This window comes from Ruegeria sp. BJ6 (genome assembly GCF_056537885.1).
In genome coordinates, this window is record NZ_JBQFSG010000002.1 from 601,223 (window position 1) to 620,759 (window position 19,537).

A 19,537-nucleotide genomic window follows, 5' to 3' on the forward strand; every position below is an offset into this window, starting at 1 on the left:
TCAGGCCGGGGCTTTTGCATTCAGACCAGTCGGACCTGAGTTCCGATCTGTACAAGCTCGTACAGTTCCTCGACATGTTGATTATAAAGACCGATGCAGCCGGATGAGCTTTGGCGGCCAATCTTGCGCGTATCATGAGTTCCGTGAACCAGATAGGCAGGCCAGGTCAGATACATTGCGCGTGTGCCAAGCGGATTGTTAGTTTCTCCGCCTTCGACACGGACCGGAAGCGACGGATCGCGTTCCCGCATTGCCGCTGTTGGCGTCCAGCTGGGGTTTTCACGCTTGCGAACAACTTCGGTGTAGCCGCGCTTGGTCAACTCTTCGCTTTGAGGTACTGAGCTTGGATACAGCCTATAGGTTCCGTCAGCGCCCCAATAGTGCACTGCCCGGCTGGTTATGTCGGCGAGCAAACATCCGACACCCAACTTGTCAAAGTGATCCTGCCAGTTTTGTTGCGAAAAGGACGAAACGTTCCTCCGCACCGGTAGTTGAGTGCCGATTGCGTCTTCGCTTTCGGGAAAGGCATCCAGACTTTGCGCGCGGACAAGCGCGGGCGTTGCCAGTGTTGATGCGACGCCTAACAATGCGGCGCGACGGGTCATACGGGACTGGGACAAGGGTGCCTCCGGTAATTCTGCTCAATTTGCAATTTTGGCAGCATAACTAAGCACGTTACCCGGTTTTTTCCAGCCCTCACTGACTGAACTTATTGTGAGGCAGCTTTTGCAGTCTTCTACTCGGCAAAAGCCCGCTTAGAAAAAATCCCGGCCGCTAGGCCGGGATTTGATCTGTTTGTTTGAACTGTTGGAACTACGGTCAGTCCATGGCCTTGAAGTTAAACTCGCCACCTTCCTTGATGCCCGAGGGCCAACGCGAGGTAACCGTTTTTGTACGGGTGTAGAATTTGAACGAATCCGGGCCGTGCTGGTTCAGGTCACCAAACATGGATTTCTTCCAGCCGCCAAAGGTGTGATAGGCCAGCGGAACCGGGATCGGTACGTTGATGCCGACCATGCCGATGTTCACACGGCTGGCGAAATCGCGGGCTGTGTCGCCGTCGCGGGTGAAAATCGCGGTGCCGTTGCCATATTCATGGTCCATGGCCAGTTTCAGCGCCTCTTCGTACGAACCCGCGCGAACAGTCGACAGGACGGGGCCAAAAATCTCCTGTTTGTAGATATCCATCTCCGGCGTCACATTGTCGAACAGGTGCGGGCCGACAAAAAAGCCGTCCTCATAGCCCTGAAGCGAGAAGTCACGGTTATCTACGACCAGCTTTGCGCCTTGTTCCACACCGGAATTAATCAGACCCAGAATGCGCTCTTTGGCGGCGGCGGTAACTACGGGGCCCATGTCTACATCGTCGCCTGCTGTATAGGGGCCAACCTTCAGCTTTTCGACGCGGGGGATCAGTTTCTCGATCAGGGCGTCTGCGGTTTCCTCACCGACCGGAACTGCGACGGAAATCGCCATACAGCGTTCGCCTGCCGCGCCAAAGCCAGCGCCGACCAGAGCGTCGGCAGCCTGATCCAAATCGGCATCCGGCATGACGATCATGTGGTTTTTTGCGCCGCCAAAGCACTGTGCACGTTTGCCGTTCGCAGTGGCGCGGGCGTAAATGTACTGCGCAATCGGGGTCGAGCCCACGAAAGACACGCCCTGAATGATTTCGCTGTCGAGCAGTGTGTCCACAGCTTCTTTATCGCCGTTCACGACCTGGAACACACCCTTGGGCAGACCTGCCTCAACAAACAGTTCCGCCAGCATCAGCGGGACAGAGGGGTCACGTTCGGAAGGTTTCAGAACCACTGCGTTACCGCAAGCCAGGGCAGGCCCGACATGCCAAAGCGGCATCATGGCGGGGAAGTTGAACGGCATGATCGACGCGACAACGCCCAGCGGCTGACGCATCGAATACATGTCGATACCTGGGCCTGCGCTGTCGGTGAACTCGCCTTTCAGCATCTGCGGTGCGCCGATGCAGTATTCAACCACTTCCAGACCGCGCTGCAGATCGCCCTTGGCATCGGGCAGGGTCTTGCCGTGCTCGCGGCTGAGAGCTTCGGCCAGCTTGTCCATGTCGCGGTTCATCAGGCCAACCATTGCCATCATGACGCGCGCGCGTTTTTGGGGGTTTGTCGCGCCCCACGCCAGTTGCGCCGCAGCGGCCTGTTCGATCGCGGCCGTGGTTTCGGCAGCGCTGGCCATCGGGCATTTGTACTGCACTTCGCCAGTCGCAGGGTTAAAGACATCGGCGACACGGCCGGACGTACCGGCGACATTCTCGCCATTGATGAAGTGGGACAGTTCCTGCATCTCAATCTCCTCCGGTAAATTTGTGCGCACCATAGGCTTGCAGAAATCCCCTGAACAGAGGCAATGTTCCAAAAGTGTTTTGCAAAAATGCAAGGATGCAAGAGTGGAACCCAACTGGGATGATATGCGGGTGTTTCTGGCTGTCGCGCGTGAAGAGAGCCTTTCTGCAGCGGGTCGGTTGCTGAAGATGGACCCCGCAACCGTCGGTCGGCGGATCGGGCGACTTGAGTCAGCTCTGGATGCGCCGCTTTTTGTCAAATCTCAGCAAGGATATGTACTGACCCCGGCCGGTGAACGTTTGCTGGAACACGGAATGCAGGCCGAAGAGGCCATGCGTGCCGCCGCCGGAGCTATGGAGGGGCCGACAAAGTCTCTTAGCGGCCAGATCCGGATCGGAGCACCGGACGGAAGTGCAAATTATTTGCTGCCGCAGGTGTGTGCAAAAATCAGCGAGGCAAACCCTGATCTGGATATTCAGATTCTGGCGCTTCCCCGCATTATCAACCTGTCCCGGCGCGAGGCGGACATGGCCGTGACAGTCAGTGCCCCGACAGCCGGGAAATTGCTGGTTCAGAAAATAAGCGATTACAAATTGCATATGGTGGCGACGCAGGACTATCTGGACCGTCATTCTGAAATTACATCCCTTGCGGACCTCAAGGGTCACTGCATGATTGGATACATTCCGGATATGATCTTTGATCGCGAGCTTGATTATCTCAATGACATTGGAATTGACCGTGTCGCGCTTGCATCGAATTCGGTCTCCGTTCAGTTGCGGCAGGTGTCACATGGATCAGGGGTATGCGTGGCCCACGACTTTACCCTGCCGTTCCATCCGAAACTGCGGAAAATACTGACGGATCAAGTCAGTCTGACGCGTAGTTTTTATCTGGTACGCCATCAGGGGGACCAGCGCAACGAACGGTTGAACCGTTTCGCGAATGCGCTGACAAGAGGTATCCGCGATGAAGTGGCGCGGCTTGAGGCCGAGGCTTCACCTTGACAGGCTGCCACAATCGGGCAACGCTTTGGAAAACGTAAAATAATTTCGGAGGTGTTGTATATGCTTGTTCAGGCCATTCTGAAGTCCAAGGGGGCTGTGGGCGTGGTATCGGTAAGCCCGTCGGCAAGCGTTTCCGAAGCAGCTAAAATACTGGCAGAGAAACGGATCGGTACGGTTGTTGTCTCAGAAGATGGGGGTGAGACGGCAGTTGGCATTTTGTCCGAGCGTGACATCGTTCGGGAACTGGCGGCAAGTGGCGGAGATTGCCTGTCACAGCCTGTCAGCGCCTATATGACGAAAGAACTGGTTACGACGACCCGTCAGGCTTCGGTTCAGGACATTATGGCGCAAATGACCCAGGGGCGGTTTCGCCACATGCCGATCGTAGAAGAAGGCAAGCTTGTCGGCATCGTGACGCTGGGGGACGTTGTTAAGGCGCAACTCACTGAACTTGCAATGGAAAAGGATGCCTTGCAGGGCATGATCATGGGCCACTGATTTCGGCCTGACCATTCCCGCCTCTTGCACCTGCGGCAAAGATGTGTTTGCTTGCGCAGAAATATTGTTGCGCAGGAGTGCACCATGCGGGTTGGATTGTATCCGGGAACCTTCGATCCGATTACATTGGGTCACATCGACATCATCCGTCGTGCTACCGCTTTGGTGGACAAGTTGGTGATCGGAGTGGCCATCAATCGCGACAAGGGGCCACTTTTCCGGCTGGAAGAGCGAGTGGCAATGATCGAGGCGGAATGCGCCCGGCTGACGGAACAAACCGGCACCGAGATTGTGGCCCATCCGTTCGAAAATCTGCTGATTGACTGTGCTCATGACGTGGGTGCGCAGCTTATCGTGCGCGGTTTGCGCGCGGTTGCCGATTTCGAGTACGAATTCCAGATGGTCGGCATGAACCGCGCGCTGGATGATACCGTGGAAACGGTGTTCCTGATGGCCGAGGCACGGCATCAGGCCATCGCCTCGAAACTGGTCAAGGAAATCGCCCGTCTAGGCGGGGACGTGTCCAAGTTCGTCACGCCGCGCGTGAACACCGCTTTGCTGGAAAGACTGGGATAAACCTCCCATCGCTGCGGCGGTGTCTAGCATCCGGTTGGAAAACCCCCATTCGTTGTCATACCAGGCAAGGACGCGCACCAGCGTCCCGTCTGTCACGGTGGTTTCCGGCAGCGAAACGGTTGAACTGTGCGGGTCGTGGTTGAAATCCACCGAGACCAAAGGCCGGTTTTCTGCGGCAAGAACGCCCGGTATCTTAACGGCTGCACTGGCAAGCAGAGCATTCACCTCGTCGACGCTTGTCTTCCGGGACACTTCGACAACAAGGTCCACAACAGAAACGTTGGGCGTCGGTACCCGTATTGCCTGGCCGTTCAATTTTCCGGCCAATTGAGGAAGTACAAGGCCAACTGCGGCAGCCGCGCCCGTGGTGCTGGGGATCATCGAAAGGGCTGCGGCCCGCGAACGATAGGGGTCTTTGGTTGCGGTGTCGTGAACGGGTTGGCTGACGGTATAGGCATGGACGGTCGTCATCGAGCCGTGTCTGATGCCAAGGGCTGCATCAAGCGCCGCAGCAACCGGTGCCAGGCAATTTGTGGTGCAGGACGCGTTTGAAACGATCTTATGATCTGCGGTCAACTCGTGATCGTTAACGCCGAATACGACCGTTTTTACGTGTGTTGTCCCGCGGGCAGGGGCGGATATCAAAACCTTGCCCGAGCCATTTTTCAGGTGCCGGGCAGCGTCTTCGTAGGTGCGGAACGCGCCGGTGCATTCCAAAACGACATCAACATCTGACCAGTCCAGATCTTCGGGGTTTCGATGGCTACTCAGCCGGATGGGCCCGGCGCCAACATCCATCTGGCTTTGTGCAAATGTCACCGGTGCGCGATAGCGGCCATGCACACTATCGAACTCGAACAGATGGGCGTTCATCTCAGGCGGGGACAGGTCGTTTATGGCGACAACTTCTATATCCGTGCGACCGCTTTCCATAGCCGCACGCAGCACACCGCGCCCGATCCGGCCAAAGCCGTTGATTGCCAGTCTGAGTGTCATAGCGCAGCCTTTCTTGTGCAGTTCAGCAAAAAGTTAGCGCTAACATCACAATTACTGGAAAAATGTCAACAGGCATTATTTGTCAGCGCCAAAAGGCGAGCCAATCCAAAAATTCGTAGAATTTTTTTCCAAGAAAAAGTAGATGCTCTGTGCCGTAAAGTGCGTAGTCGAGCATCACGGCACCCAGAATCAGAACAGCAAGCCAGATTGCGAGTTGATTGGTCATGTCTATCCCGAAGCACAAAAAAGCCCACTCAGATAACCTGAGCGGGCTTTGTCTCTCAAGGGGTTAGGCAGAATTCAGCCTAGTTTTCCCATGGCGACCGCGACGTCTGCCATGCGGACGGAGAAACCCCATTCGTTGTCATACCAGGCCAGAACCCGTACCATACGGTCCTCGACGACGCGGGTCTGATCCGGTGCAAAGATCGAGCTTTCGTTGGTGTGGTTGAAATCGGTCGACACCAGGGGTGCGGGCTCGTACCCCAGAACACCCTTCATCTTTCCTTCGGCTGCGTTTTTCACAGCTGCATTTACCTCCTCGGCGCTGACGTCACGGCCCGCGCGGAAGGTCAGGTCAACGGCCGAAACATTCGGGGTAGGGACCCGGATCGCAGATCCATCAAGGCGACCCTTGAGGCGCGGCAGCACTTCTCCTAGCGCTTTGGCGGCACCTGTGCTTGTGGGAATCATCGACATCGCTGCAGCGCGGGCGCGATACAGGTCCTTGTGGCGGCGATCCAGAGTTGGCTGGTCGCCGGTATAGGCATGGATCGTGGTCATGATGCCATGTTCGATTCCAAACGCGTCGTCCAGAACTTTGGCCAAAGGCGCAAGGCAGTTGGTGGTGCAGGAACCGTTCGAGACCATCTTGTCGCCCGCTTCAAGCTGATCGTCGTTCACGCCGAAGACAATCGTCTTGTCCACGTTTTTGCCCGGAGCAGACAATAGAACCTTCTTTGCGCCGCGTTCCAGATGGGCCTTGGCCTTTTCACCGTCATTGAACTTGCCGGTGCATTCCAGAACGACATCACAGCCGTCCCAATCCAGTTCGCCCATGTCATAGGTCGAGAACATCTGCATATCGCCACGACCCAAATTCATGGTTCCGTCGCCGATGGTCACTTCGCCCGGGAAGCGGCCATGAACACTGTCGTATTTGATCAGGTGGGCAGCAGTATCCAGAGGACCGGTGGCGTTAACCTTGATCACTTCGATATCGTCGCGCCCCGAGGCTGCGATGTGGGACAGGGTGCAGCGGCCGATACGGCCAAATCCGTTGATGCCAACCTTGATGGTCATTATGCGACTCCGAAAGACGTGAAACTTGCAGGCCGTATAGACCCGGCCTGATGGCTCAGAAAGGGGAAAATCGCCCTAAAATGAATATGGTAGCGCAAACTTTCGACGATTGCGCTAACGCTTGCGCTAAGCGTCGGATCGTTTAGGTTCCTGTTGCGGCAGGATGAGCAAAAAGGAACGCGGATGAGTGGTCTTCTGGCTTTGTTGGATGATGTGGCGGGCATCGCAAAGGTTGCGGCATCCTCGATCGATGATGTGGCAGCGGCAGCTGGCAAAGCCGGGGCCAAGACCGCCGGTGTAATCATCGATGACGCGGCCGTCACACCGAAATACGTTCAGGGGTTCGCCCCAGCGCGGGAGTTGCCGATTATCTGGCGCATCGCGCGCGGTTCGTTTTTCAACAAGCTGGTTCTGCTTTTGCCCGTCGCGATGCTGCTTGCGAACTTTGCGCCGTGGCTGATCACCCCGCTACTGATGATCGGCGGGGCGTATCTGTGTTTCGAGGGGGCCGAGAAAATCTTTCACGTTCTGTTTCCCCACGGCAGTCATGTGATCGAAGAGGACATGACCATCCGTGATCCCGGTCATCTAGAAGAACAAAAGGTCAGGGGGGCGATTAAAACCGATTTCATTCTTTCGGCCGAGATCATGACGATTGCCCTGGCGGCCATCGAAGCACCCAATGTCTGGATGCAGGCTGCAACGCTGGCTGTTGTTGGGATCGGGGTCACGGTCGCCGTTTACGGATCAGTCGGAATTATCGTGAAAATGGATGATGTGGGTTTGTTTCTGGCCAAGAACGGAAAACTCGGCATTACGCAATCGCTGGGGCGTGGGCTGGTCAAGGGAATGCCATATCTGCTGAAGCTGCTGTCCGTGGTCGGCACGGCAGCGATGCTTTGGGTTGGCGGATCGATCATCGTTCATGGGTTGGAGGTGTTAGGCTTTGGCTGGCTGGGCCACCACATTCACGACTGGGCTTATGCCGCAGGGCATGCCGTGTCTGAACAGTGGACCGGCGTTGTCGAGTGGATTGCCAAAGCGACGATGGACGGGATATTCGGCCTTGCGCTGGGGCTAATTTTGATACCGCTCGTGATCAATGTCATCGCGCCTGTTTGGAACAGTCTGGCCGGGACGAAAAAAGAGCACTGAGGCAAAAATCATTCGTGACGTGGGGTCGCAGTAGTTCGCGCTGAGCGGCAGGATATGATCGCCTGCGAAGTAAGTGACGGGATGATCATGTCAGAACCAAATTTGTCCGATGTACTGGATGCAGTTGAGGCTCGTGAAGACGGTCTGGGCTATCCTGTTCCTGCGAACTGGATGCAGGGCCGGACAACCTATGGCGGGTTTTCATCAGCTTTGTTGCTTTCTGCTGCACGCGCGCAGGTGGACGGCTTACCACCACTACGATCGGCGTTGATCAACTTTACTGCGCCAATCGGCACGTCCCCCACGATCAAATCGGAAATCCTGCGGCAGGGCCGCAATGTCACGATCATCAGCGCTCGGGCCGAGATCGATGGGAATGCCGCAGCAGTTGGGACTTTTTCCTTTGGGGCGCCGCAAGACAGTCACGTGGCCTTCTCTCGCCCGCCGAAACCGGCTGGGGATCCGGAGCAGACTGAACACTATTTTCCGCCCGGATTGCCCCGGCCACCTGTCGCTTTTTTGGACAACTTCGACGTCAGGCTGATCGAAGGCGCGCGTCCTTTCGAAGGTGCTGAGCGGGGTTACGTTCGTCTCTGGGCACGCCACCGGGACGAGAGGATGCACGGTACGCTTGAAGGGTTGATTTCCATAGCCGATCTGCCGCCCCCGGCAATTTATCCAACTCTGAAGAAGCCCGGCGTAAATTCGTCAATGAATTGGATTTTCAACGTGTTGTCCGAGGATGTTCACACGCGGGACGGCTGGTGGATGCTGGAACATGAACTGACCGCAGGTCACAACGGATACAGTTCTCAGGTCATGCGAGTTTGGAATACCCAAGGCGATCTTGTCGTTGATGGCATGCAATCAGTCATAATTTTCGTATGACAAAAAAAGCCCCGGCGATGCCGGGGCTTTTTGATTCCGTAAACCCGATATTAGCCGAGCAGTTCCTTGACTTTGGCAACGGTCGCTTCGGCGGTGATGCCGAAATGCTTGTACAGCTCATTTGCTGGGGCTGATGCGCCAAAGCTGGACATGCCGATAAAGCCTGCTTTGGCCTCCCGGCCACGCTCGCCCAGCAGCCAACGGTCCCAGCCGCCAGCGCGAACTGCGGCTTCGATACCAACGCGAACTGCACCTGCGGGCAGGACGCGCTTGCGATAGGCTTCGTCCTGTTCGGCGAACAGTTCCATGCAAGGCATGGACACAACTCGAGTGCCGACGCCTTCGGCCTCAAGCATGGCTTTGGCTTCCATCGCCAGCGAGACCTCGGAACCGGTGGCGATCAGGATGGCCTGACGTTTGCCTTCGGCCTCGGCCAGAACATAAGCGCCCTGAGCAGTCAGGTTTTTGGTCTTGTGCTGGGTCCGTACGGTCGGCACGCCCTGACGGGTCAGCGACAGGACCGAAGGGCTGTCTTTGAATGTCAGCGCCAGTTCCCACGATTCCGCAGTCTCAACGGAATCTGCAGGGCGGAATACATAGGTGTTCGGCGTCGCGCGCGAGATGGCCAGATGCTCGACCGGTTGGTGAGTCGGGCCGTCTTCGCCCAGCCCGATCGAGTCGTGGGTCATGACGAACACCGAAGGCACCTTCATCAGGGCCGCCAGGCGCATGGACGGACGGGCATAGTCGGTGAAGGCCATAAAGGTCCCGCCATAGGGGCGGATGCCGCCGTGCAGCGCCATACCGTTCATTGCGGCAGCCATGCCGTGCTCGCGAATACCGTAGTGGATGTAGCGACCTTTGCGGTTTTCCGGCAGGAACACACCCATATCGGCGGATTTTGTGTTGTTCGACCCGGTCAGGTCGGCCGAACCGCCGACGGTCTCGGTCATGATCGGGTTCACGACATTCAGAACCTTTTCGGACGACGCGCGGGTGGCCAGCTTTGGCTGATCTTCCGACATCTGCTTTTTAAACGCGCGAATGGCACCGGCCAGTTTCTTGGGGGCCTCAAACGAATAGGCACGGTTGAACTCGGCCTGCTTGCGTTCGGACAATTGCGCGAAACGCTCTTCCCACGCGGCGCGCTCGGCCGCGCCGCGGGAACCGATGGATTCCCATGCATTTTTCACGTTTGCCGGAACTTCGAAAGCATCATGCGGCCAGCCATAGCCGTCTTTGGCATCCTTCAACTGACCCTGATCGGTCAGCGCGCCATGGCCCTTCGAGGTGTCCTGAGCGGCGTGGCCCAGGGCAATGTGGCTTTCACAGGCGATCATGGTCGGCTTGTTCGACTTTTTCGCCTGAACGATGGCGGCGTCGATAGCCTTGGGATCATGTCCGTCAATCTCGATCACATGCCAGCCCGAGGCAGCAAAGCGGCGCACCTGATCGGTGCGGTCGGCGATATCAACGGTGCCGTCGATGGTGATGTTGTTGTTATCCCAGAATACGATCAGCTTGCTCAGCTCGTGACGACCTGCAAGCGTAATCGCCTCTTGGCTGACGCCCTCCATCAGACAGCCGTCGCCCGCAATCACGTAGGTATAGTGATCGACGACTTTCTTGCCGTAATGGGCGCGCTGGATTTCCTCGGCCATGGCGAAACCAACGGCGTTCGAAATACCCTGACCCAGTGGGCCAGTGGTGGTCTCGATCCCGTCGATCAGAAAGTTTTCGGGGTGGCCCGCGGTTTTTGCACCCAGTTGGCGGAAGTTTTTGATCTCTTCCAGTGTCACATCCGCGTGGCCGGTCAGATACAGCAGCGAGTATACCAGCATCGAGCCATGACCCGCAGACAGGATGAACCGGTCGCGGTCCGGCCAGTTCGGGGCCGAGGCGTCGAATTTCAGGTGTTTTTCAAACAACACGGTCGCAACATCGGCCATGCCCATCGGCATACCGGAATGGCCGGAATTGGCGGCGGCGACAGCATCAAGGGTCAGGGTGCGGATAGCCGCAGCCTTGTCCCAGTGTTCAGGGTTGGCATTGCGCAGCGCAGTCAGGTCCACGGGCGTTATTCCTTTGGATTACAGGCAGATTGCGCGCTCAATACCATCCACCCTCCAAAGTGCAAGTGGAACCCGGCGTGACAGGTCATGTGTGCTTCAAGAGTTGTGGCCAAGTGGTTGAAAGCAAAGAGGGGGGTATTTCCCGCAGCATTCCGCTAAACTAATGCTGATCGCAGCCAATTCCGATTCGGGGCGGCTGCGCAACAGAATGAACCTTGGTAAACAGGTGACAGGGGCATGAGTCAGATCGAGGAATTGCAGCGTCGGATTACTGCCGCGATGGAGCGGATCAGCGTCGGCGTGGATGTACTAAGCGAAAAATCCCCGGCTTCTGGTGGTGAAGATTCGGCATTGCGCGAAGCCTTGGACGAGGAAAAGCTTGCCAACGCGCAACTGGAAGAAAGGCTCAGGGCGCTGAAAGAGCGTCATGAAGCGGAAATCGACACGCTGCGCCAAGAGAACGCGACTAACGGGGACAGCGCAGCTTTGCGATCTGAGATTGAAGAGCTTCGCGCAAGTTCGGTTGACGCCAGCGTAGCGGAAGATTTGCGATCGCAACTTGCCGAAGCCTCGTCAAAACTGGCAACAGTCGAAGCGGCGCGAGCGGAATTGGCAGCCGCCAAGTCGGCGCTGGAAGACCAAAATGAGGCATCCGCACTAAAGGCCGAAATCGAGGCGCTGCGCGATCAACTGGATGCGGTTGAGGATGTCGAACCCCTGATGGTCGAACTGGAAACATTGCGGCAACAGGCGGGAAACACCGAGGAATTGGATCGGCTGCGCGCTGAAAACAACCGGCTGACATCGGAACTTGCAGACAGTGAACGCATCGAAGAATTGAGCGCAGAGCTGGAAATGCTGCGCGCGGAACGGGCCAGCCATGGAACGGCCATGTCTCGACTGGACGGGGATTTGCAGCGTTTGCGCAAGGCCAACGAACAATTGCGCACGTCTGTCGAAGAATTGCGTGCGGCAGCCGCCGACGGATTGTCCGATGCCAATTTGCTGAACCGGGCCACCGCTGCGGAACTGGAGGCTACCCGCGCGGCGCGCGCGACCGACGCGGCAGAAGCGCATGCTGTTCTGGCGCGGCTGGAGCCGTTGCTTGCCCGTGCCAACCTGACGGAAGGGGAGGTTGAGTGATGCCCGAAGTTACCATTCATATCGGCGGTCGTGGATTCGAAGTCTCATGTCAGGAAGGCGAAGAAAGCTATCTGCATGCCGCAGCTAAATTGCTGGATGATGAAGCTCAGGTTCTGTCGGATCAGATCGGGCGTATGCCCGAGGCGCGCATGTTGCTGATGGCGGGGTTGATGCTTGCCGATAAATCCGCCGCGGCGGACGATCGAGTCAAGTCAGTTGAGGCAAAGCTGGCAGATATGGAGGCGGAACTGAACCGTCTTCGTAATGCACCGCCGCCGGAACCTGAGCGGGTAGAAGTCGCCGTGGTTCCGCCTTCGGTGACAGACACGCTGGCGGAACTTGCCGCGCGGGCCGAGGCTCTGGCTTCGGTTGTTGAGGAGAAGTCTGGGAAATGAGGATTTTGCGTAGTTTTGTCTGCGGCGTGTTGGTGATGGTTCCAGCGTCCGCGGCAATGGCGGAAATCGACATTCTGTCAGTGACATTCACCTGCGAAAACAACATTCCTCTGCCGGTGACATATTTCAACTCATCCGACGGGCCCGGAGCGGCAGCAATGCTGGTGGATAATTCGCTTGTGCCCATGCGTCAGGAGGCAAGCGGGTCTGGTATCCGCTATGAGTCCATCGGCTCGAGCGGAAAATATATCCTGCGTTCCAAGGGCTGGAACGCGACCGTCAGCTATCTGGCGACAGGGGATGCCGCCAGCGAGCAGGTTATTCTTAAGGATTGTGTCAGCCGGTAACGGCTGATCAGGCGTTCGCTTCGCGGATTTTGTCGGCGGCTTCCTTGTTGTAGCCGACGCCGTTTTCGTCAAACAGAGTGTCCAACTCGCCTGACAGTGTCATCTCGGTGATGATGTCGCATCCACCGACAAATTCGCCTTTGACAAACAGTTGCGGTACGGTCGGCCAGTCAGAATAGTCCTTGATGCCCTGACGAACATCCTCATCAGCAAGAACGTTCACGTCCGTATAATCGACACCCATGTAGTTCAGTACACCGGCCACGCGCGAGGAGAATCCGCATTGCGGCATCTCCTTGGTGCCTTTCATGTACAGCACCACGTCATTGGCTTTGACGGTCTCGTCGATCTGGGTCTTAACGTCGGTCATTTTGCTCTTCCTTTTCGCCATTCTCTGCGGCGGATGTTCCATTTTCAGATGAGCCTGGTACCCATCCTTCTTCTTCCAGCCTGCGGTGTTCGGCTTGTGCCAAAGTCACCGGATCAAGCCCGTGTCTGTCGATGCCCGCAATCTTGCTGATGTCGTCCGGATCGGGGCGCATGTCCGCAAGATTCCGTTTTCTGTTTCGCTTCACATAGGCCTCGATCAGCGCAGCGGCAACTATCAATCCCGCTATTCCGCCAATCCAGATCAGGCCGTTGTTCATTTTCCTGGCACCATTGCTTTGAAGTATTGGTGTGGAACGCCTGGCACGAAAATAGCCGAAGTTCGGTCGCTATCTCTGGCTAAGTGGTTTGTTGAAACAACGATGGCGTTTTGATCAGGTATGGCTCCGCGCTCAGTTCGAGGCCAAAAAATGCCAAATGATGAACGGATAGCCAGTGCGCTCCCGACAGATATCAACAGCGCGAAACCGGTGTATGCCCAAGTGGCAAACGTCATTCAGGCACTTTTGTGGTCAATGCCAGCGCGTGAAGTTCGCCATCGGGGCCGTCCATCTTGCCCTTCAGCGCGGCATATACGGCACGCTGCTGCTGAACGCGATTTTTACCGCGAAAGCTCTCGTCCACCACCATTGCAGACATGTGAACGCCATCGTTGCCACCCACCTGAATTTCCGCGTCAGGAAAGGCTTCGCGCAGCAGGTGTTCGATTTCATAGGCGCTCATCGGCATGTAGGTAACTCCTGAAGGTCTTTATCAAGATGTAGAGCGATGCGCAGGGCCGCGCAAGGTGTGGCGGAGGGTCCGATCCGGTAAAACCTGCGCTTGCGGTCAAGCGCAGGAAATTCCGTATTTGGAACGAGAAGAAGGCGCCGCGATCAGGCCACAGCCGCTGCAAAGCTGCTGCGGAAGGTCTCGGTCAACTCGGATAGGGGGGCCTCGGAACCGCCGATTTTCACGGTGTCGCCGGTGAAACGGCCAACCGAGGTCAGGGGAACACCGGCCTGGCTGGCGGCGATCATCAATGCCTCGGCCTGATCGAAGTTGCAGGCGACAAGATAGCGTGCCTGATCTTCGCCAAACAGGAAATCTGTCGAAGCGCCATCGAGATTGATACCAACACCTGCCGCCTCTGCAAGCTCGAATGCAGCAAGCGCCAGCCCACCGTCGCCCAGATCAGTGCAGGCCTTGATCATTTCGCGGTTGGAACGGATGAAGTCGCCGTTGCGTTTTTCCGCCTCCAGATCAACATGAGGCGCATCACCGTCTTCGCGGTTGAAAACCTCGGCCAACAGGGCGGATTGCCCGAGATGACCGTTGGTTTCACCGATGACCAGTGCAACATGACCCTCGCGGACCTCGTTGCCGATGATCTCATCCGTATGGGCCAACAGGCCAACCGCGCCAATAGTCGGGGTGGGCAGGATGGCCTGACCGTCGGTCTCGTTATAAAGTGAGACGTTGCCGGATACGATCGGCATATCCAGAGTGGCCACTGCGGCACCGATCCCTTTGACTGCGCCAACGAACTGACCCATAATTTCGGGCTTTTCGGGGTTTCCGAAGTTCAGGTTATCAGTCGTGGCCAGCGGTTTGGCCCCGACAGCGGTCAGGTTACGATAGGCCTCGGCCACCGCTTGTTTGCCGCCTTCTTCGGGATTGGCCCGGACATAGCGCGGGGTAACGTCCGAGGTAAAGGCCAGCACCTTGTCTGTGCCGTGAACACGGACCATGCCCGCGCCCAAACCGGGTGTGCGGGCGCTGTCGGCCATGACCATCGTGTCATATTGTTCATAGACCCATTGCTTGCCCGCATAGTTGGGCGAAGAGAGCAGGGCGCGCAGACCGTCGATGGGATCGATCTGGGGAACCTCCGACAGCTCTTCTGCAGGCGGAGTAGCTTCCCACGGGCGGTCATATTCAGGGGCAGTCGAAGACAGTTTGGACAGAACGAGGTCTGCTTTTACTTCGCCGTTGTGCATGATCAGGAAGCGGTCTTCGGCGATGGTTTCGCCGACGATCGCAAAGTCCAGATCCCATTTCTCGAAAACGGCGCGTGCCTCGGCCTCGAGCTCGGGCTTGAGAACCATCAGCATGCGTTCCTGGGATTCCGACAGCATCATTTCATAGGCTGTCATGTCCTCTTCGCGCTGAGGTACGTTTTCCAGATCCAGACGAACGCCAAGGCCGCCCTTGTCGCCCATTTCAACCGCCGAACAGGTAAGGCCGGCTGCGCCCATGTCCTGAATCGAGATTACGGCGCCGGTTTTCATCAGTTCCAGCGTCGCCTCCATCAGGCGCTTTTCTGTGAAGGGGTCGCCAACCTGAACGGTGGGGCGCTTTTCCTCGATGGTGTCGTCAAATTCGGCCGAGGCCATGGTAGCGCCGCCCACACCGTCACGGCCGGTTTTAGCGCCCAGATAGACGACGGGCATGCCAACACCAGAGGCAGCGGAATAGAAAATCTTGTCGCTGTCGGCGAGACCAGCAGCAAAGGCATTCACGAGGCAGTTGCCATTGTAGGCAGGGTGAAAGCGAACTTCACCGCCAACACAGGGCACGCCAAAGCAGTTGCCATAACCACCGATACCTTCAACCACGCCATTTACCAGCTGGCGGGTCTTGTGGTGGCCCGGTTCGCCAAACGACAGCGCGTTCATCGAGGCGATCGGGCGCGCGCCCATGGTAAAGACATCGCGCAGGATACCACCCACGCCAGTCGCCGCGCCCTGATAGGGTTCGATATACGAAGGGTGGTTGTGGCTTTCCATCTTGAACACGACGGCCTGACCGTCACCGATATCCACGACACCGGCGTTTTCACCGGGGCCACAGATGACCTGCGGTCCGGACGTGGGCAGGGTGCGCAGCCACTTCTTCGACGACTTGTACGAACAATGCTCGTTCCACATGGCCGAGAAAATACCAAGCTCGGTAAATGTCGGCTCGCGCCCGATGATGTCTAGGATCATGTCGTATTCTTCGGGTTTCAACCCGTGCGCAGCAATCAGATCCGGTGTTATTGCGGGCTCTTGCATCGTCTGTCCTGTCCCCAAGCTGGCCGATATTGCGCGCCTTTTAGGGCAATGGCGCGCCGGGGGGAAGTGTCAAGAACGCGCAGCGGTCCTAGAACCGTTGTCCGACGTAGATATACAGGTTGTTTTCCTGCTCATCATTGCGGCTGACATCCACTGAGAAATCCAATGGGAACTTCTTGGACACACGGTACCGCGCACCAAGGCCAACCGCGCTGTGGGTGCCGCCGTCGCCTAGTTCACCGAAACTTGGGCCGGTCAATCCGGAGCCGCCGAAAACAACGACGCCAAGCCGTTTCGTTAAACGCTGCCGGGCTTCGACCTGCACAGAGGTAGAATAGAAGTCCAGATACTGGGTCGCCGAAAAGCCGCGGAATGCATCGACGGTCCCAAGGCTGCACTGGTCAAAGAACGGAGTTTGCGATGAGGATCCGCAAACCGAAAAACGGGCAGCGATTACGGTTTTTGAGGCAGGGCTGAAGTAATGCGTGTAATTCGCGTAAGCTTTGGAATAATCGTCCACCAGCCCCTGAAGCGCAAAACCCTGGAATGCTTCGACGTGCAGGCTTTGCCCTTTGGTTGGGTAAATCGTGTCGTCTCTGGTGTCCCAGTCTGACAACAGCCCGACATTGCCAATTCTTGTGTTCAGAAATTGATCAAAAGGTGGGGGGATAGGCGGAAGATTGGCGAATCCCGGAGAAACAGTCGTGTCCAGATAGCGGAATGATGCCCCAAACGAGAGATCGGGCGTGACACCATAGGCAAGGCTGAACCTGCCTAGAACACCATCCTGTCGGATCGGCAAGATGCCGACGTCAGTGTACAGATCGTAGTGAACGTCCGCTTCGGCATACAGCGCTTTGATAAGCCATCTGTTGTCATTGAAGTTGATATTGACGGATGCGCCGCCGACCCTGCTGCCATTATCTGACTTTAGGGCCGCAACGCCGATAACGGACGGTTTCGAGCCCTCATCAAGGTTGAACAGATACCCGGCGCCAAGGATCAGACCAGAGCCGATTGTGGGGTTGGAAAAGGGAATAGGGGCCAGAACAAACGATCCGCGCCGAAAACCGATAGTATTTTCCTTGCCGGTATTGCCCAACCCACCAGTATGAGTATCGACAACACCCCTTGAGCTTTGCGGTGCAGCCTGAGTGGCAAAAAGACTGGCCAGGCAGAACAAGGTGATTTGCGATACATGTCGAAGCATCTCAACCCTTCCGGTGGCCAGTCTGTATCATATCTGCGCCTCTATTTTTTTCCCTGTTCCTGCTGCTGTTGCGCCTGCTGGGCAGCGGCATCGCTTGCCGCACCTGCAATCGCCGTTTTCTGTTCCTCGGTCAGATTTTCAGACTCGTCCAGACCAGGGATTGCGACCCGCACCTCTCGACGTGCAAAGTCGATCCCGTTTTCCTTAAACGCAGCTTTGACCCTGTTGAAGATTTCCTTGCGCAGAGTGAATTGCTTACCCGGCTTGGCCATGAATTTTCCGCGAATAATCATGCCGACATCGTCGAAATCAAAAACGCCCTGCGACTTGAATGGTTGCAGGAAGCCATCCTTATGCACTTCGTCCGCCATCATCTCGGCACCGATCTTTTTAAAGATCTTCTTGACCTTATTGGGGTCAGTGTCGAAGGGCACCGTGAACTTGAGCTTCATGATCACCCAGTCACGGCTATAGTTCGTCAGCTTTTGAATTTCACCGTAGGGAATGGTGTGAACCGGGCCACGGTGGTGACGCAATTGCATCGAACGGATCGAGATCTTTTCGACGGTTCCGGTGGTGCCTCCAACGTCGACATATTCGCCAACGCGGAAGGCATCATCGACAAGGAAAAAGATACCGCCCACGATGTCCGAAACCAGCTTTTGTGCACCAAAACCGATGGCCAGACCCAGGATACCTGCACCAGCAAGCAGTGGCGTGATATCAAGCCCCAAAGCCCCAAGTGCCAAAAGGCTAAAGATCACGGCGATGGCCACCTGTGCTGTGACACGAAGCAAAGGCAGAACTGTTGCCAGGCGCGAACCGCCAGACCCGCCGCCTTCACCGGCCTCTTCGTCCGGGCTTTGCTCGGCTTCAGTTTGTTCTTTTGCAAGCCGACGGTTGATCCAAAGCGAAACAACTTCGTTAAGGATGTATCCGATCGCCGCAATGATAAAGAACTGAATGACCTTGCCACCAGCATCTGAGCCAGCACCGGCAATTTCCTGCAAATCCAGATCCCATGCATTTGCGATCATCAGGACAACGAAAATACCCGCAAGTACCCGACCGATCCGAATATAGCTGCGCTTGGTCGATTTGTATGCGCGTTCGGCAATTGGACCACCGCCGATCATTGGCGGTTGCAAATGGCGAACCAGACCGCGGATTGCTGTATCCAATGCCGGAGCGATCAGCAGCCAGAACATCGTTACAAAGTGGGCCCCTTCGGCAGCGGCAGCGGCCAGTTGCGGAGCATTCGTTGCCGCAAGGTATTCCACGATCAGCCACATGACTGCCGACACGCCGATTGCGAAATAGGGGTAGAAAAAGGCTGCACGCTCGTCGAACTCGGTCCGATCGGGGTCCGTGCCGCGCATCATATCACTCAGCCCTTCGCGGGCCGTCCAGGCGATGAGTGCGATGTAGATATGTATCGAAGTGTTAAGCCAGAAACCCAGCCGCGTTTCACTCATCTGAACGCCGTTAAGGGCGTTGAACGTGATGATGAACATCGTGAAGCCAATCAACAGGAACAGGCCGATCAGGTTTCGGTGCAAGTATTTTGCCCAGTGGTCGCTGATATTTACAAGCCGCAATGCGGATTGGTTGGGGGCAATAATAAAACGCGAAATGGCCGCACCAAGACGTGGAATCCAGATCAGATAGAACACGAACGGTGCCGCTTGCGCGATCTGCTGTTCGTCCAGCAACTGCCGCCCGACAAAGACCAGCGTGTAGTAAAACACGAGAAGGCCAAGAAACTCGCAGAGAAAACGCTTAACCAAAAACGTCACGGCACCACGCAAATCGGTCGAGGCGTCGCCGTCCACAACCTTGACCCAGCGGCGGGTCCAAAGGCCCACCGCCTTTTCCGCAGCGAAACCGATGGCGAGCGCCAGGAATGTATAGCCGAACAACGTGGTCAACCCGCTTGGGCCAAATGTCGAGGCAAAGGTTGAAAATGCCTCGTATTGTTTGCTGACAAGAGTCGGCAGCTTTCGGACTACATCCACCCACGAGGCCGCCATGGCGCTACCGGTATCGGCAATTGTCTTGACGACGCCCTTCTTGGACTTGGCTACTTCTGTCTGCTGCGCTGCGACCGCGTCAAGACGTTCAAGCAACAGGGATCGAACCTGATCATCCGACATGCGGGCGACAAGATCGTCGACCTGTTCTGGCGTCAGGTCCTCGGGGACGGCCACT

At 56.7% G+C, this 19,537-nt stretch carries 20 protein-coding genes; 8 read left to right on the plus strand and 12 right to left on the minus strand.

Annotation, left to right across the window (positions count from 1 at the left end; all coding sequences use genetic code 11):
- Positions 1-20 precede the first annotated feature (20 nt).
- Together ACR0D6_RS08400 and ACR0D6_RS08405 are read right to left on the minus strand one after the other, a co-directional pair.
- Positions 21-605: a L,D-transpeptidase gene (locus ACR0D6_RS08400; RefSeq protein WP_480765251.1), complete on the minus strand. Its 585-nt coding sequence runs from the start codon at positions 603-605 to the stop codon at positions 21-23.
- A 214-nt stretch (positions 606-819) separates the two neighbouring features.
- Positions 820-2,319 (minus strand): CoA-acylating methylmalonate-semialdehyde dehydrogenase, encoded by a 1,500-nt coding sequence (locus ACR0D6_RS08405; RefSeq protein WP_480765172.1) that lies wholly within the window; start codon positions 2,317-2,319, stop codon positions 820-822.
- Positions 2,320-2,422: 103 nt separating this feature from the next.
- On the opposite strand from ACR0D6_RS08405, the gene ACR0D6_RS08410 reads away from it, so the two are divergent.
- The 3 genes from ACR0D6_RS08410 to coaD all read left to right on the plus strand — a co-directional run bounded on the left by ACR0D6_RS08410 (position 2,423) and on the right by coaD (position 4,399).
- A complete protein-coding gene (locus ACR0D6_RS08410) occupies positions 2,423-3,325 on the plus strand; it encodes a LysR family transcriptional regulator (RefSeq protein WP_480449723.1) in 903 nt (300 codons plus the stop codon).
- Between the two features lie 60 nt (positions 3,326-3,385).
- The gene (locus tag ACR0D6_RS08415) at positions 3,386-3,823 is read left to right on the plus strand and encodes a CBS domain-containing protein (RefSeq protein WP_170652627.1); all 438 of its coding nucleotides are present in this window, start codon (positions 3,386-3,388) and stop codon (positions 3,821-3,823) included.
- An 84-nt stretch (positions 3,824-3,907) separates the two neighbouring features.
- Positions 3,908-4,399 (plus strand): pantetheine-phosphate adenylyltransferase, encoded by a 492-nt coding sequence (coaD, locus tag ACR0D6_RS08420; RefSeq protein ID WP_170652361.1) that lies wholly within the window; start codon positions 3,908-3,910, stop codon positions 4,397-4,399.
- Here the strand turns inward: coaD and gap (ACR0D6_RS08425) are convergent.
- The 3 genes from gap (ACR0D6_RS08425) to gap (ACR0D6_RS08435) form a co-directional block, all read right to left on the minus strand.
- The gene (gap, locus tag ACR0D6_RS08425) at positions 4,331-5,395 is read right to left on the minus strand and encodes a type I glyceraldehyde-3-phosphate dehydrogenase (RefSeq protein ID WP_480765173.1); all 1,065 of its coding nucleotides are present in this window, start codon (positions 5,393-5,395) and stop codon (positions 4,331-4,333) included. The genes coaD and gap (ACR0D6_RS08425) overlap by 69 nt on opposite strands.
- A gap of 82 nt (positions 5,396-5,477) precedes the next feature.
- Complete coding sequence (locus tag ACR0D6_RS08430) at positions 5,478-5,621, minus strand: hypothetical protein (RefSeq protein WP_170652365.1); 144 nt, start codon at positions 5,619-5,621, stop codon at positions 5,478-5,480.
- 74 nt (positions 5,622-5,695) lie between these two features.
- Positions 5,696-6,697: a type I glyceraldehyde-3-phosphate dehydrogenase gene (gene gap / locus ACR0D6_RS08435; RefSeq protein ID WP_480765174.1), complete on the minus strand. Its 1,002-nt coding sequence runs from the start codon at positions 6,695-6,697 to the stop codon at positions 5,696-5,698.
- A gap of 183 nt (positions 6,698-6,880) precedes the next feature.
- On the opposite strand from gap (ACR0D6_RS08435), the gene ACR0D6_RS08440 reads away from it, so the two are divergent.
- Both ACR0D6_RS08440 and ACR0D6_RS08445 read left to right on the plus strand, forming a co-directional pair.
- Complete coding sequence (locus ACR0D6_RS08440) at positions 6,881-7,852, plus strand: DUF808 domain-containing protein (RefSeq protein WP_480449719.1); 972 nt, start codon at positions 6,881-6,883, stop codon at positions 7,850-7,852.
- Positions 7,853-7,939: 87 nt separating this feature from the next.
- Entirely contained in the window at positions 7,940-8,740 is an 801-nt protein-coding gene (locus ACR0D6_RS08445; protein ID WP_480765175.1) for a thioesterase family protein, read from the plus strand.
- 50 nt (positions 8,741-8,790) lie between these two features.
- Here ACR0D6_RS08445 and tkt read toward each other — a convergent pair whose 3' ends face one another.
- Positions 8,791-10,812, minus strand: a complete 2,022-nt coding sequence (gene tkt / locus ACR0D6_RS08450; RefSeq protein ID WP_480765176.1) for a transketolase — start codon at positions 10,810-10,812, stop codon at positions 8,791-8,793.
- A 237-nt stretch (positions 10,813-11,049) separates the two neighbouring features.
- Here tkt and ACR0D6_RS08455 point away from each other — a divergent pair, with 237 nt between their 5' ends.
- From ACR0D6_RS08455 to ACR0D6_RS08465, 3 genes are read left to right on the plus strand one after another with little or no spacing between them, the layout of a single operon-like run.
- Positions 11,050-11,955, plus strand: a complete 906-nt coding sequence (locus tag ACR0D6_RS08455; protein WP_480765177.1) for a hypothetical protein — start codon at positions 11,050-11,052, stop codon at positions 11,953-11,955.
- Entirely contained in the window at positions 11,955-12,350 is a 396-nt protein-coding gene (locus tag ACR0D6_RS08460) for a cell division protein ZapA (RefSeq protein WP_480449715.1), read from the plus strand. Before ACR0D6_RS08455 ends, ACR0D6_RS08460 begins: the two co-directional genes overlap by 1 nt.
- Positions 12,347-12,697 (plus strand): MliC family protein, encoded by a 351-nt coding sequence (locus ACR0D6_RS08465; protein ID WP_480765178.1) that lies wholly within the window; start codon positions 12,347-12,349, stop codon positions 12,695-12,697. The genes ACR0D6_RS08460 and ACR0D6_RS08465 overlap by 4 nt, the downstream gene beginning before the upstream one ends.
- Before the next feature lie 7 nt (positions 12,698-12,704).
- On the opposite strand, the gene grxD is transcribed toward ACR0D6_RS08465, so the two are convergent.
- The 6 genes from grxD to ACR0D6_RS08495 all read right to left on the minus strand — a co-directional run bounded on the left by grxD (position 12,705) and on the right by ACR0D6_RS08495 (position 19,536).
- Entirely contained in the window at positions 12,705-13,067 is a 363-nt protein-coding gene (gene grxD, locus ACR0D6_RS08470) for a Grx4 family monothiol glutaredoxin (RefSeq protein ID WP_170652380.1), read from the minus strand.
- The gene (locus ACR0D6_RS08475) at positions 13,054-13,344 is read right to left on the minus strand and encodes a hypothetical protein (RefSeq protein ID WP_480449713.1); all 291 of its coding nucleotides are present in this window, start codon (positions 13,342-13,344) and stop codon (positions 13,054-13,056) included. The genes grxD and ACR0D6_RS08475 overlap by 14 nt, the downstream gene beginning before the upstream one ends.
- A 232-nt stretch (positions 13,345-13,576) precedes the next feature.
- A complete protein-coding gene (locus ACR0D6_RS08480) occupies positions 13,577-13,813 on the minus strand; it encodes a BolA/IbaG family iron-sulfur metabolism protein (RefSeq protein ID WP_170652384.1) in 237 nt (78 codons plus the stop codon).
- 146 nt (positions 13,814-13,959) lie between these two features.
- Positions 13,960-16,119, minus strand: a complete 2,160-nt coding sequence (purL, locus tag ACR0D6_RS08485; protein WP_480765179.1) for a phosphoribosylformylglycinamidine synthase subunit PurL — start codon at positions 16,117-16,119, stop codon at positions 13,960-13,962.
- Positions 16,120-16,207: 88 nt separating this feature from the next.
- Positions 16,208-17,329, minus strand: a complete 1,122-nt coding sequence (locus ACR0D6_RS08490) for an outer membrane protein assembly factor (RefSeq protein WP_170652388.1) — start codon at positions 17,327-17,329, stop codon at positions 16,208-16,210.
- Between the two features lie 41 nt (positions 17,330-17,370).
- The gene (locus ACR0D6_RS08495; RefSeq protein ID WP_480765180.1) at positions 17,371-19,536 is read right to left on the minus strand and encodes a mechanosensitive ion channel family protein; all 2,166 of its coding nucleotides are present in this window, start codon (positions 19,534-19,536) and stop codon (positions 17,371-17,373) included.
- Between the last annotated feature and the right edge of the window lies 1 nt (position 19,537).

Bases quoted from the DNA above. Each gene is read 5' to 3' on its own strand.
- ACR0D6_RS08400 (WP_480765251.1), bottom strand. From the start codon at position 605: ATGACCCGTCGCGCCGCATTGTTAGGCGTCGCATCAACACTGGCAACG.
- ACR0D6_RS08405 (WP_480765172.1), bottom strand. From the start codon at position 2,319: ATGCAGGAACTGTCCCACTTCATCAATGGCGAGAATGTCGCCGGTACG.
- ACR0D6_RS08415 (WP_170652627.1), top strand. From the start codon at position 3,386: ATGCTTGTTCAGGCCATTCTGAAGTCCAAGGGGGCTGTGGGCGTGGTA.
- coaD (WP_170652361.1), top strand. From the start codon at position 3,908: ATGCGGGTTGGATTGTATCCGGGAACCTTCGATCCGATTACATTGGGT.
- gap (WP_480765173.1), bottom strand. From the start codon at position 5,395: ATGACACTCAGACTGGCAATCAACGGCTTTGGCCGGATCGGGCGCGGT.
- ACR0D6_RS08430 (WP_170652365.1), bottom strand. From the start codon at position 5,621: ATGACCAATCAACTCGCAATCTGGCTTGCTGTTCTGATTCTGGGTGCC.
- gap (WP_480765174.1), bottom strand. From the start codon at position 6,697: ATGACCATCAAGGTTGGCATCAACGGATTTGGCCGTATCGGCCGCTGC.
- ACR0D6_RS08440 (WP_480449719.1), top strand. From the start codon at position 6,881: ATGAGTGGTCTTCTGGCTTTGTTGGATGATGTGGCGGGCATCGCAAAG.
- ACR0D6_RS08445 (WP_480765175.1), top strand. From the start codon at position 7,940: ATGTCAGAACCAAATTTGTCCGATGTACTGGATGCAGTTGAGGCTCGT.
- ACR0D6_RS08455 (WP_480765177.1), top strand. From the start codon at position 11,050: ATGAGTCAGATCGAGGAATTGCAGCGTCGGATTACTGCCGCGATGGAG.
- ACR0D6_RS08460 (WP_480449715.1), top strand. From the start codon at position 11,955: ATGCCCGAAGTTACCATTCATATCGGCGGTCGTGGATTCGAAGTCTCA.
- ACR0D6_RS08465 (WP_480765178.1), top strand. From the start codon at position 12,347: ATGAGGATTTTGCGTAGTTTTGTCTGCGGCGTGTTGGTGATGGTTCCA.
- grxD (WP_170652380.1), bottom strand. From the start codon at position 13,067: ATGACCGACGTTAAGACCCAGATCGACGAGACCGTCAAAGCCAATGAC.
- ACR0D6_RS08475 (WP_480449713.1), bottom strand. From the start codon at position 13,344: ATGAACAACGGCCTGATCTGGATTGGCGGAATAGCGGGATTGATAGTT.
- ACR0D6_RS08480 (WP_170652384.1), bottom strand. From the start codon at position 13,813: ATGCCGATGAGCGCCTATGAAATCGAACACCTGCTGCGCGAAGCCTTT.
- purL (WP_480765179.1), bottom strand. From the start codon at position 16,119: ATGCAAGAGCCCGCAATAACACCGGATCTGATTGCTGCGCACGGGTTG.
- ACR0D6_RS08490 (WP_170652388.1), bottom strand. From the start codon at position 17,329: ATGCTTCGACATGTATCGCAAATCACCTTGTTCTGCCTGGCCAGTCTT.